The sequence below is a fragment of the Bifidobacterium adolescentis ATCC 15703 genome (genome assembly GCF_000010425.1).
Taxonomy (GTDB): Bacteria; Actinomycetota; Actinomycetes; order Actinomycetales; family Bifidobacteriaceae; genus Bifidobacterium; species Bifidobacterium adolescentis.
In genome coordinates, this window is record NC_008618.1 from 1,381,263 (window position 1) to 1,393,598 (window position 12,336).

At 62.2% G+C, this 12,336-nt stretch carries 8 protein-coding genes; 3 read left to right on the plus strand and 5 right to left on the minus strand.

What is annotated here, in order from left to right:
- Positions 1-9 precede the first annotated feature (9 nt).
- From BAD_RS05915 to hflX, 3 genes are all read right to left on the minus strand, one after another.
- Positions 10-951, minus strand: a complete 942-nt coding sequence (locus BAD_RS05915; RefSeq protein WP_011743455.1) for a cation diffusion facilitator family transporter — start codon at positions 949-951, stop codon at positions 10-12.
- 174 nt (positions 952-1,125) lie between these two features.
- A complete protein-coding gene (locus BAD_RS05920; protein WP_003810784.1) occupies positions 1,126-2,088 on the minus strand; it encodes an L-lactate dehydrogenase in 963 nt (320 codons plus the stop codon).
- Positions 2,089-2,350: 262 nt separating this feature from the next.
- On the minus strand, positions 2,351-3,811 hold the full coding sequence (hflX, locus tag BAD_RS05925) for a GTPase HflX (RefSeq protein ID WP_113736380.1): 1,461 nt from the start codon (positions 3,809-3,811) through the stop codon (positions 2,351-2,353).
- A gap of 172 nt (positions 3,812-3,983) precedes the next feature.
- Between hflX and BAD_RS05930 the strand changes: the two genes are divergently transcribed.
- Together BAD_RS05930 and BAD_RS05935 are read left to right on the plus strand one after the other, a co-directional pair.
- Positions 3,984-4,595, plus strand: coding sequence for a class I SAM-dependent methyltransferase (locus BAD_RS05930; RefSeq protein ID WP_011743458.1), 612 nt, complete (start codon positions 3,984-3,986; stop codon positions 4,593-4,595).
- Entirely contained in the window at positions 4,592-8,701 is a 4,110-nt protein-coding gene (locus BAD_RS05935; protein WP_011743459.1) for a DUF3418 domain-containing protein, read from the plus strand. The genes BAD_RS05930 and BAD_RS05935 overlap by 4 nt, the downstream gene beginning before the upstream one ends.
- 46 nt (positions 8,702-8,747) lie before the next feature.
- Here BAD_RS05935 and BAD_RS05940 read toward each other — a convergent pair whose 3' ends face one another.
- On the minus strand, positions 8,748-9,761 hold the full coding sequence (locus tag BAD_RS05940) for an MFS transporter (protein ID WP_080505097.1): 1,014 nt from the start codon (positions 9,759-9,761) through the stop codon (positions 8,748-8,750).
- A 91-nt stretch (positions 9,762-9,852) separates the two neighbouring features.
- Here BAD_RS05940 and BAD_RS05945 point away from each other — a divergent pair, with 91 nt between their 5' ends.
- Positions 9,853-10,779 carry a hypothetical protein gene (locus BAD_RS05945; protein WP_011743461.1) on the plus strand — a complete coding sequence of 309 codons (927 nt, stop codon included), beginning with the start codon at positions 9,853-9,855 and terminating at the stop codon, positions 10,777-10,779.
- Positions 10,780-10,950: 171 nt separating this feature from the next.
- Here BAD_RS05945 and glnA read toward each other — a convergent pair whose 3' ends face one another.
- Entirely contained in the window at positions 10,951-12,288 is a 1,338-nt protein-coding gene (glnA, locus tag BAD_RS05950; RefSeq protein WP_011743462.1) for a type I glutamate--ammonia ligase, read from the minus strand.
- Positions 12,289-12,336 lie beyond the last annotated feature (48 nt).

Sequence of the window (12,336 nt, forward strand, 5' to 3'; positions counted from 1 at the left end):
GAGCACGGTTCAGAAATGCAGTTCCTTGCGGCTGTCCGAATCGTATCCTTCAGGTTCAAGCTGGAAGGTGGTGTGCGGCACGGATACGGGGAAGTGCTCACGCAGGCAGTTCTGCAATTGGGAGAGGACGTCGGCGGCATCATCCATGGTCAGCCCGCGCTCCACTACCACATGGGCCATGACGACGGGCATGCCGGTAGAGACGGTGCTGGCGTGCAGGTCGTGCACGGCCACCACGTGCGGCACCTGCTCAAGATGTTCGCGCACCTCGTCCAGATCGAGTTCCTGTGGGGTTTCCTCCAGCAGCACGCGCACGGCGTTGCGCAGCAGCACGAACGCCCGGGGGATCATCATCAATGCGATGATGCCGCCCGCGACGGCATCGAAGCCGGCCCAGCCCGTTGAGATCAGCACGATGGCTGAAACGATCACGGCCACGGACCCCAATGCGTCGTTCATGACTTCGAGGAACGCGGCTTTCATGTTCATGTTGTCCTCGCTTTGCCCCGCGAGGATGAAGATCGAACCGACGTTGGCGGCAAGGCCGAGTATGCCCATGAACAGCAGCAACCGCACGTCATGCACTTCGTCGGCGGCTCCGCCGAACAGCCTCATGCCGGCTTCGACGAGCGCGTAGATGCCGACGATCAGGAGCACGAGCGCGCCGACCGCGGCGGTGAGCACTTCGAGTCGCGCCCATCCCCAGGTGCGTTTGTTGCTGGGTTTGCGTTGCATGAGCACCGCGGTGACGGTGGAGGCGATCAGCACCGACATGTCGGTGAGCATGTGGCCGGCGTCGACCAGCAGCGCCAGCGATCCGGTGACGATGGCGCTGACCACTTCGGCGATGAACACCGTGGAAGTCAGCCCCAATGACATCATGAGTCTTTTCTGGTGTTCGGCCCCGCTTGCGGCGGTCGTGGCGTCCACACCCGCATGGTTGTGTGCCATGATGGGTTTCCTTTCGTCGTCTTTGGTTCGATCCGCGGCTATTGAAACCGCTTCTCAATACCATTTTCATTCGTCTCAAAACGCAGGAAACCCCAGCCCGAAGGCTGGGGTTTCCAAGTTCTGCTGACAGCCTAGCGGCTCACCGCTCCCCTGTCAATAAAGTCAAACCGTCAATTAAAAACCGAACTGGGCGGCGGTTTCCTTCAGCGTCTCCGCGGAACGCTTCAGGGCCGCGAGCTCACGGTCGGACACCGGGGTGTTGATGGCGGTATTGACGCCGGAACGGTTAAGCAGGGTCGGCACGGACATGCACACGTCGGAGATGCCGTGGAAGTCGTGCAGCATGGAGCTGACCGGCAGGATGCGGTTGGAGTCGCGCATGACGGCTTCGATGATGTCCACGCCGGACATGCCGATGGCGTAGTTGGTAGCGCCCTTGCCGTTGATGATCTTGTAGGCAGCGTTCTTGACTTCCTGGTGGATCTGCTCACGCACTTCGGCGTCCAGCGGATCGTGGCCCGGCAGCGGGGTCCAGTCGCACATCGGGACGCCGCCGATGGTGGCGGAGGCCCACAGCGGGACTTCGGAATCGCCGTGTTCGCCGGCGATGTAGGCGTGCACGTTCTTGACGTTGACGCCGGTCTGCTGCGCGATCAGGAAGCGCAGACGGGCGGAGTCGAGGTTGGTGCCGGAGCCGAAGACCTGGTTGGCCGGCAGGCCGGAGATCTTCTGGGCCACGTGGGTGGCGATGTCGACCGGGTTGGTGATGAGCATGTAGATGGCGTTCGGAGCGACCTTCACGAGGCCCGGAATGATGGCCTTGAGGATGTTGATGGTGGCACCGACCAGCTCGAGGCGGGACTGGCCCGGCTTCTGGCGCGGGCCTGCGGTGATGACGATCATGTCGGCGTCACGGCAGATCTCCGGATCGTCGGAGCCGTCGATGGTCACGGTCGGATAGAAGCTGGAGCCGTGCTGCATGTCGAGCACTTCGGCCTCGACGCGTTCCTTGGCGATGTCTTCGAGCACGATCTCACGTGCGACGCCACGCTGAGCAGCAGCGAAAGCGAGAGTAGAGCCGACTGCGCCGGCACCGATGATAGCGAGCTTTGTGGGCTTGATTGGTGAATCCACCATGTGCTTTACCTCTCTTTTGAGCAAGAAGAACGTCCCGCGTTGTGGCAGGGTATTTTCTTTCGATTTCAACCCTACTTTATCCATACAGCATGACGTTTCGCCGTGAATCCGCATGATTTGCAACCACTGAAAAGTGATTTTCGTCACAGCTTTTGTGAGCGCTCACATACACTGCACCCGTTGAAATGCAGCTGTTGCAATCCGTTGCAGCGTTTGCACGGCCGCTCCGGCAAACGTCATCGGGAACGGCTTGCACGGAAGCTCAGTCGATGGCCTGCTCCACGATCTGCGCGGCCAGCTGGTCGTCGACCTCCGCTTCGAGCATCATGCCGTCGTCGCGGTATTCGACGTTGACCACCCTGCCGTACTCGCGCACACGGGACATGAGCGAGCCGGCGGCGTACGGCAGCAACGCCTCGACATGCACGTTTGGCGTCGGCAGCATCGATTCCACCTTCTCGCGCAGCGCCTCGACACCTTCTCCCGAGAACGCGGAGACAATATACGCGTCCGGCATCAACGCCTCGACCCGCTCACGCGCGGCCTCATCCATACGATCGGCCTTGTTGAATGCCACAATCGTGGGAATCGTTTCCACACCATCAATGTCGGAAAGCACGTCATTGACCGCGTCGATCTGTGAGAACGGATCAGGATGCGATCCATCGACCACGTGCACGATCAAATCCGCGTCGGCGACCTCCTCCAACGTGGATTTGAACGCCTCAATCAGCTGCGTGGGCAGGCGGCGCACGAAACCGACGGTGTCCACATACGCGTACAGTCGCCCGTCCTTGGCTTTCGCACGGCGTACGGCGGTGTCCAAAGTGGCGAATAGCGCGTTCTCCACCAGTTCCGCGGAACCGGTCAGCCGGTTGGTCAACGACGATTTGCCGGCGTTCGTATAGCCGACCACGGCGACGGTCGGCAGGCCGAAGCGACGGCGCGCGCCACGTTTGACGTCACGGGCGGGCGCCATCTGTGCGATCTGCCGGCGTAGTTTGGCGATTCTGCTGCGGATCACGCGACGGTCCATTTCGATTTTCGTCTCGCCCGGACCACGGGAGCCGATGCCGGCGTCGCCTGCCGCACGGCCGCCCGCCTGACGCGACAGCGACCCGCCCCAGCCGCGCAGTCGCGGCAGCATGTATTCGAGCTGTGCCAGCTCGACCTGCGCCTTGCCTTCGCGCGACGTCGCATGCTGTGCGAAGATGTCGAGGATGACGGCGGTGCGGTCGACCACCTTCACTTTGGTGGCGTCTTCCAATGCGCGTCGTTGGCTCGGCGGCAGGTCATCGTCGACGACGATGGTGTCCGCCTCGTCCTGCGCCACGATGCCAGCCAGTTCGCGCGCCTTGCCGGAACCCACGTATGTGGCCGCGTCCGGCTTGATGCGGTGCTGCAGCAGGCCGTCGCACACCACGGCGCCCGCGGTTTCGGCGAGCGCGGCGAGTTCTCGGAGCGATTCCTCGGCCGCGGCCTGCGTGGTCTCGCGGCTGGACCATACGCCTACGAGCACGACGCGTTCGAGCCTGACTTTACGGTATTCGACTTCGGTGACGTCCTGGATCTCGCCCAGACCCGCCACATGCTTCAATGCGTTGCGGGATTCGCGTTCCTGCCACTGTTCGTCGTGGGTTTCGCGAAGGTGTTCCCCGCCGTTGGTATCAAGCAGCACGTCGGATTGGTCAGCGAGCACGCCCGTGACGTCGCCTGCGGTCATGCTCTGCTCGATATCGTTGTCTTGGCTCAATGGCACCTCTCACGGTTGAACTATGGTGTCTTTATTATCATCATTGTCTAGAGACATGGGCATCCATGCTTTCGCCACGTGGACGGGCGCGGCGAAAAACACCATGGATTGCCGCAGACGAGCGTTTGCAAGGAGATCGGACATGGCACAGGCCGAACAGTATTTCGCGGCGGAGCCGCAGTCAAAGGACGTGCGCAAAACACTGCACGTCACGTTGCGCGGCAACGAGGCGGACGTGGAGGTGTCAAACGGCGTGTTCTCCGGCAACCGCGTGGATTTGGGCACGTCGGTGCTGCTGCGTCAGGCGCCGGAACCTCCCGAGGAGGGCACGTTCCTCGACCTGGGCTGCGGTTGGGGGCCAATCGCGTTGGCGTTGGGCTTCGCTTCGCCGAAGGCGGACATCTGGGCGTTGGACGTCAATGAGCGCGCGCTCGAACTGACCCGGCGCAACGCCGAGCTCAACGGCATGGGCAACATCCACGCGGCCACGGCCGACGGCATTCCCGCGGAGACGACGTTCGACCTGATCTGGTCGAATCCGCCGATTCGCGTCGGCAAGGAAGTCCTGCACACGCTGCTCATGACATGGCTTCCGCGGCTGAACGCGGGAGGCGCAGCATATCTGGTGGTGCAGAAGAATCTGGGTTCCGATTCGCTGATCCCGTGGCTCGCCACGCAGCTCGGCGACGGATATGAGGTAAGCAAGTACGCGAGTTCGAAAGGCTTCCGCGTCATCGAGGTTATGAAGGCATGAGATTCGAATATCCCTCCCAACTGCCGGTTTCCACGGCGCGCGACGACATCGCCGAAGCGGTCAGAGCAAGCCAGGTGGTGATCATTTCCGGACAGACGGGTTCCGGTAAGACCACGCAGCTACCGAAGATCCTGCTTGAGCTGGGCCGCGGCTCGCATGGCAGGCAGATCGTGCACACGCAGCCGCGCAGGCTCGCCGCACGTACCGTCGCCGAGCGAATCGCCAGCGAAATGGGCGTGAAGCTGGGCGAGGAAGTCGGCTATCAGGTGCGGTTCACCGACGAAAGCTCGCCGAAGACACGGCTGCGCGTCGTGACCGACGGTATCCTGCTGGCGCAGATCCAACGCGATCCCAAGCTCATGCAGTACGACACGATCGTCATCGACGAGGCGCATGAGCGCAGCCTGAACATCGATTTCCTGCTCGGCTATCTGACCGCGTTGCTGCCGAAACGACGCGATCTGAAGCTCGTCATCACGTCCGCCACCATCGATTCGGTGAAGTTCCAGGAGCATTTCGAACACGCGCTGCATACGAAAGTGCCGGTGATCGAAGTGTCGGGACGCACCTACCCCGTGCAGATCGTGTACGAGCCGTTGGGTACCGCGCCGGCGCTGATGCGCTCCGTGCCGGGCTTCGAAACCGGCGCGATGCCGGGAGACGCTGACTACGAGAGCCTGTCCGCAGCGCCGGATGGTAGGGATGGCCGCGATTCACGCGATACGAACGTGGACATGCCCACCGCCGTGGCACGCGCCTGCGCCGAACTGGTCATCCATTCAAGCCACGACCGCGGGCCACGCGACATCCTCGTGTTCGCCTCCGGCGAGCGCGACATCCACGAATTCGAAAACGCGCTGCGCCGCCATTACGGACCGCGCGCGGTGGACATGCGCCGCCCCGACGCGATCGAGATCGTGCCCCTGTTCGCCAGGCTCTCCTCGAAGGAGCAGCATAAGGTGTTCGAGCCGCACGAGCATCAGCGCATCGTGATCGCCACGAACGTGGCCGAAACGTCGTTGACGGTGCCGGGCATCCGCTATGTGGTCGATCCGGGCACGGCGCGCATCTCCCGTTATTCGAAGACGGCGAAGGTGCAGCGACTGCCGATCGAACCAATCAGCCAGGCGAGCGCGAACCAACGTTCGGGCCGCTGCGGCCGTATCGCCGACGGCATCGCGATCCGCCTGTACTCACGTGAGGATTTCGAGACGCGTCCCGAATTCACGGAGCCGGAGATCCTACGCACGTCCTTGGGCGCGGTCGCCCTGCACATGCTGTCGGTGGGCGTGGCGCGCACCGCGCGGGATGTGACGGATTTCGGTTTCATCGACCCGCCGGATATGAAGGCCGTATCCGATGGTTTCAACGAGCTGACCGAACTGAAGGCCATCGCCCGCAAGCATGGCGAAGTGGTGTTGACGCATACGGGCCGCATGCTGGCGCGCATCCCGATCGACGTGCGTTTGGGCCGCATGATCATCGAGGCCGCGAAGTCAACCACGCCGAACACACTGGCCGCCGTATTGGTGGTCGTGGCGTTCCTCAGCCTGCAGGATCCGCGCGAACGTCCCGATGAGAACCGTGAGGAGGCGGACCGCATCCACAACCGGTATGCGGACCCGACCAGTGACTTCCTGACCGCGTTGAACCTGTGGGACCGCGTGTTCCAAGCTGATGGCGAACCAAGCAATTCCGCACTGCGCCGCATCTGCAAGACCGAGTACTTGAGTTGGCTGCGCATGCGCCAATGGAAGGATCTGGTCGCCCAGCTGCGCGAAATGTGCCGGGAGTTCAAATTCAAGCTCGGCGAGCCAATCCCCGTGTCCCGCCCACCGTTGGAAATCCGCCAGCTACCGCTCAACCAGCAGGCAGCGCATTCGCTGTGCTGCTCATGGGACGCGCAGGGCATCCACACGTCCATGCTTTCCGGCCTGCTGTCCATGATGGGCATGCAGATCGTGCGCGAGCCGAAGGCTTCCGATTTCGCCGGGCTCAAGGGAGCGGCACGGGCACGCGCGATGAAACGTGCGCAGAAGATGGCGAAGAACGACTATCAGGGCGCGCGCGGCACGCATTTCGCCCTGTTCCCCGCCTCCGCCGTAGCCAAGTCGACCCCGCAATGGGTGATGAGCACCGAACTGGTGGAGACAAGCCGGCTGTGGGCGCGGTACTCCGCCGAAATCGACCCAGCGTGGGCCGAACCGCTCGCCGGAGCGTTGACGCGCACCACCTACGCCGATCCGCACTGGTCCGGTTCGCGTGGCTCGGCCGTGGCGAGCGCGAAGGTGCTCCTGTACGGCCTGCCGATCGTGCAGGACCGCACCGTGCAATGGGGGCGCATCAACCCGCTCGAGGCACGCGACTTCCTCATCCGCCAAGGCCTGGTGGAAGGCGACATCCAGCAACGGTTCTCCTACGACGATTTCGTCATGCGGAACCGCGACATCCTCGAAGACGCGGCCGACGACGCGAGCCGCACCCGCCAGGTGGCGCAGACCGTCGGCGACGAGGACCTGTTCGACTTCTACAACGCCATCATCCCCAACACCGTCACCAGCGTGGCCGACCTGGCGAAATGGTGGAAGACAAGGCACGACGAGCAGCCCGACCTGCTGGATTTCGACCCGGACAAGGTGGAACGCCTCGCCGACTCCGATTCGGTGTCCTTGGACGACTATCCCGACCATTGGCATACGCTCGGCACCGACGGCTCCCCCATCGACCTAAGGTTGAGCTACATCTACGATCCGCACGACCCGAACGACGGCGTCACCGTGCACGTGCCGTTGAAGGCGCTGTCGCGGCTGACCCCGGAACAGTTCACATGGAACGTGCCGGGACTGCTGGACGGGCTCATCGTCGGCATGATCAAATCATTGCCGAAAACCCTGCGCGTACAGTTCGTACCCGCCCCGGACACGGCACGCAGGATCCGCGCCTGGATCGACGAACGCTACCCCGACCTACCCGGCTCCGGAAGCCAGCAAAAACCAAACCTGGCCCCCGAAAACGAGGATGGCGTCGCCGCATGGCCCGACCTGCCACACGCGTTCACCCAAGCGGCCATCAGCATCGTCGGCGCGCAAATCCACCCGGAAGTCCTCACTGGCGAACTGTGGAACAAGCTCGCACCATACCTGCGCATGACCTTCGCCGTGGAACAGCAGCTGCCACCCAACCGCAAGAACCAGCACGGCAGACGGCACGCGCGAGGCCCCGTCAAAACACTCGGCACCGGCAAATCACTCGTCGATCTGCAACGCAAATTCGCCGAGCAGGCCAAAGCGTCCGCACGCCACATGGTCGAGAAACAAGCCCGAAACGCCGGAGACCAAGGCAAAATCGTCGAAAAAGCCAACCTGCTCAACAAAGCGGGAGCAACCACCGAAGCACGCGCCACCATGCTCTGGCAAGGTGCACTCGACACGCTGCGCCTGCCCGGTGAACGCATCTCCTCACGCTGGCTCGGCACGGAAGCGCTCATGCTCGCCTCCGCCCCCTACAAGTCCACGAAGGAACTCACCGAAGACCTGCAATTGGCCGCCGTCAAACGACTCCTGCCGAACGTGGACCAGCTGCCCGACGACGAAGCGCTCGCCAACGCAGTGCTCGACGTGCGCGAAGTGTACGAGGACACCGTGTATGCGGTGGCGCATGACGTGATCGCCATACTGAAACGGTATGCGGAAGTCGACAAAGCCGTGTCCGGCAAAGCCGACCTGCCCCTGCTGAGCGTGCTGCAGTCGATCCGCGAGCACATCGCCACGCTCGTCTTCCCCGGTTTCATCGGCAAGACGCCACCGGACGCATTGCCGTCCATCGAACGATACCTGCACGCCGACCTGCTGCGCCTCGCCAAGGCGAAAAACGACAAGAACCGCGATGTGCGCTGGGCATGGGAAGCCGACGAAGCCAAACAACTCGCCGACAACACCATGGCGAAAGCACAACGCGAACCAGCCGGCCCACGCCATGAAACACTCATGAAACAGGCCGAGACCTTGCGCTGGATGCTCGAGGAATTCTACGTATCCCTTTGGGCGCAGGAACTCGGCACGCCGAAACCGATCAGCCTGCAACGCATCAAAAAGGCCATCGCCTAGCCACCGACCAAACAACCCAACGGATTGTTCCGTTTCCTCAAACCAGTCAACGCTTCTTGAAGAAACGGAACAACTGCGATTCCCGAATCAACAACCCTGCAAACAGGCTCGCCACCATCACACCGGCGAACACAGCCAACGGCGTACGCACCGCAGCCGCCAACACCGCCACCCAATGCGCCACGATGAGCGATGCCATGAGCACCGCGTGCGCGCAGTAGATCGGACGGATGTGCGTCAGCGGCTCCACTCCCCTGCCCCGGTCCGCGAGCTTGCCGCCATACAGGTTGCTCCACAGGCAGGCCGCGCCGAAGATCACCAGTCCGACACTCAGATATTGCTCCGGCACATGCACTTCATCGCGCATGATCGGAGTCAGGTACGTGTAGAACACGTAGCTTGCGGCCGCGCCGCACACCACGTCGAGCACGCCCAGCTGGATGCAGCGGTCGAAGAACAGGCGAAACTGGGACAGGAAGCCGATTTTTGCCGCATGGCTGTTGCGCGGCAGCACGGCGACCATGCCGATGATGAGCACGACGGTAAGCGCGTTGACCAGATGGAACGCCCAACGCCAGCCGAACGCGTTGGCCACCCAAGTGCCGACCGGCACACCCACCACGGAGGCGATGGAGAAGCCGGAGAACACCCATGCGATGAATTTCGTGCGGAAGGTGTCGGTGGCCACATCGGGCGCGTAGGTCATGGCGATGGCCACCAGTGTGCCGGACACCAGCGCGATCAGGATGCGTCCGGCCATCAGCACCGCGTAGTTGGGAGCGAAGGCGCACAGCAGGTTGCCCGCCAGGAACACGCCAATCAGCGTCATATGCGTGGCGAACCGCGGGAAGCGCGCGGACAGGGCCGAACCGAGCGGCGTGACCGGCGCGTACACGAACGCGAACAGCGACACCAGATTGCCGACCGTCACCTCCGACACCTTCAATCCGACGGCGATGTCCGGCAGGATGCCGACCATGATGAATTCGCTCATGCCGAGCATGAAGCTCGAGGCGATCAGGATAAGCACCGGAAGATTGAAGAACCGTTCCTTTGCCATGCCGCATTTCCCTTCCACACCGGGACATCAATCGATTGACGTAACCAATCCGAGGCGACACTATGCCATGCGCGATACAATATGACGCACGATGACACGCAAGACGAACAGCACGCGCAAAGCACGGAAAACCCGCAATCGCAAGCCCCTCAATCTCAAGAATCTCCGCACCATGTGGCGGAAGGCGAATCCCGTCGCACGCATCGGCATGGTCGCCACCGCGACCGTGGCAGCGATCGCGGCGATCGCCATCATCGTGGGGGCGGTGCGCTTCATCGGCTGGCGCGTGCAGGTGAACGAGGCGCTCACCGCGCAAAGCCAGTCGCAGTCGCAATACGACTTCAATCCCGGCAACATCATTTCCGACGGCACGTTCTTCAACGGCAATGCGTTGAGCGAGCAGCAGGTCAGCACCATCATCGAACAGCAGGGCGTGGCCTGCAGTGGCGAACGATGCCTGAAGTCCATGACGTTCAGCACCGAATCGCAGTCCGCGGACGAATATTGCCAGGCTTATGATGGTGGCCCGAACGAAAGCGCGGCGGCGATTGTCTACAAGGCGGGCAAGGCATGCGGCATCAGCCAGAAGGTGCTGCTCACCGTGTTGCAAAAGGAGCAGCATCTGCTCACGGCCACCAATCCAAACGATTTCCAATTCAAAGCGGCGATGGGCCTGAGCTGCCCGGATGATGCGAACTGCGACCCCACCTATGCCGGCTTCTTCAAACAGGTGTACGGCGCGGCCAAACGGTACCAGTACTATCTTCGGCACGAGGGACGCTACGGCTACCATGCCGGACGGCTCAATTACATCCAGTACAATCCAAATGCCGGCTGCGGCGGCAGCAACGTGTACATCGAGAACCGGGCGACCGCGCTGCTGTACATATACACCCCGTATCAGCCGAATGCCGCGGCGCTCGAAGCGGGGGCCGGTGAAGGCGATTCCTGCTCGTCATACGGCAACCGCAATTTCGCGATTATCTACCATTCGATGTTCGGCAGCCCGCGAGGCTGATGCATCCCAATGAGGATATGCCGTTCGAGCATATCCTCGACCAGTCCGACACCGATTCCCCGTGGCCTTTCCGCCATAGACGTGTGCGAAACGCACGAGCAAGGCCGCCGCCCGGTTTATGTTCCGGACGGCGGCCTCGTGTATGACGTTTTGTCTATCGATGGTCCGCGATCACAGCTTCGGCAGATACTTCTTCAGCTCGAACGGGGTGACCTGCTTGCGGTACTCATCCCATTCCTGATGCTTGTTGCGCAGGAAGTATTCGAACGCATGCTCGCCGAGCACATCCGCCACGAAGTCGGACTTCTCCATGATCTTCAGAGCCTCGTCAAGCGATTCCGGCAGCGGCTGGATGCCCATGGCCTGGCGTTCGGCGTCGGTGAGCTCCCACACGTCGTCACTGGTCGGCTCCCCCAGCTGCATCTGCTTGTCGATGCCATCGAGTCCGGCGGCCAGCAGCACGGAGTATGCGAGGTACGGATTGGCGACCGGGTCCAACGCGCGGAATTCCATACGGGCGGAGTTGCCCTTACCTGGCTTGTACTGCGGGATGCGCAGCAACGCGGAACGGTTGTTATGGCCCCAGCAGATGTAGCTCGGCGCTTCGGCACCGCCCCACAGCCTCTTGTAGGAGTTGACGTACTGGTCGGTGACCGCGCAGATCTCGGCCGCGTGGTACAGGATGCCGGCGGCAAACTGACGTGCGGTGACGGACATATTGAATTCCTGGCCGGCCTCGTAGAACGCGTTGGCATCGCCTTCGAACAGGCTCAGATGCGTGTGCATGCCGGATCCCGGAGCGTCGACAAGCGGCTTCGGCATGAAGCTGGCATGGATGCCACGCTCCAGAGAGATCTCCTTGACGACGGTGCGGAAGGTCATGATGTTGTCGGCCGTGGTGAGTGCGTCCGCATATCGCAGATCGATCTCGTTCTGGCCTGGCCCCGCCTCATGATGCGAGTATTCCACCGAAATGCCCATCTGTTCGAGCATATTGACGGTGGCGCGGCGGAAGTCCATGCCAGGGCTACGCGGCACGTGATCGAAGTAACCGCCCTCGTCGATTGGTTTCGGTGTACGGGACCAATCATCCTGCTTCTCGAACAGGTAGAACTCGATTTCCGGATGCACGTAGAACGTGAATCCCTTTTCCTTGGCTTTGGCCAGCGCCTGCTTGAGCACATGGCGTGGATCGCCCAACGATGGCTCGCCATCGGGGGTGAGCACGTCGCAGAACATACGTGCGGTGCCCTGCGGGCCTCCGCGCCACGGAAGAATCTGGAACGTCGACGGATCGGGCTTGACGATCATATCGTCTTCGGACACGCGGGTGAGGCCTTCCACGGCGGAACCGTCGAATCCGAGCCCTTCCTCGAATGCGGCTTCCAGTTCCGCCGGCGCGATGGCCACGGACTTCAGTGTTCCCAACACATCCGTGAACCATAGACGAATGAAGCGCACGTCGCGTTCCTCGACCGTGCGCAAAGCAAACTCTTGCTGTTTATCCATAGTGTCCAATCGTTCCATGCGCATGTTACGAACGTCGTTAACACATGC

Coding starts and splice junctions, on each gene's coding strand:
- BAD_RS05915 (WP_011743455.1), bottom strand. CDS start 951: ATGGCACACAACCATGCGGGTGTGGACGCCACGACCGCCGCAAGCGGG.
- glnA (WP_011743462.1), bottom strand. CDS start 12,288: ATGGATAAACAGCAAGAGTTTGCTTTGCGCACGGTCGAGGAACGCGAC.
- hflX (WP_113736380.1), bottom strand. CDS start 3,811: ATGACCGCAGGCGACGTCACGGGCGTGCTCGCTGACCAATCCGACGTG.
- BAD_RS05945 (WP_011743461.1), top strand. CDS start 9,853: ATGACACGCAAGACGAACAGCACGCGCAAAGCACGGAAAACCCGCAAT.
- BAD_RS05940 (WP_080505097.1), bottom strand. CDS start 9,761: ATGGCAAAGGAACGGTTCTTCAATCTTCCGGTGCTTATCCTGATCGCC.
- BAD_RS05920 (WP_003810784.1), bottom strand. CDS start 2,088: ATGGTGGATTCACCAATCAAGCCCACAAAGCTCGCTATCATCGGTGCC.
- BAD_RS05935 (WP_011743459.1), top strand. CDS start 4,592: ATGAGATTCGAATATCCCTCCCAACTGCCGGTTTCCACGGCGCGCGAC.
- BAD_RS05930 (WP_011743458.1), top strand. CDS start 3,984: ATGGCACAGGCCGAACAGTATTTCGCGGCGGAGCCGCAGTCAAAGGAC.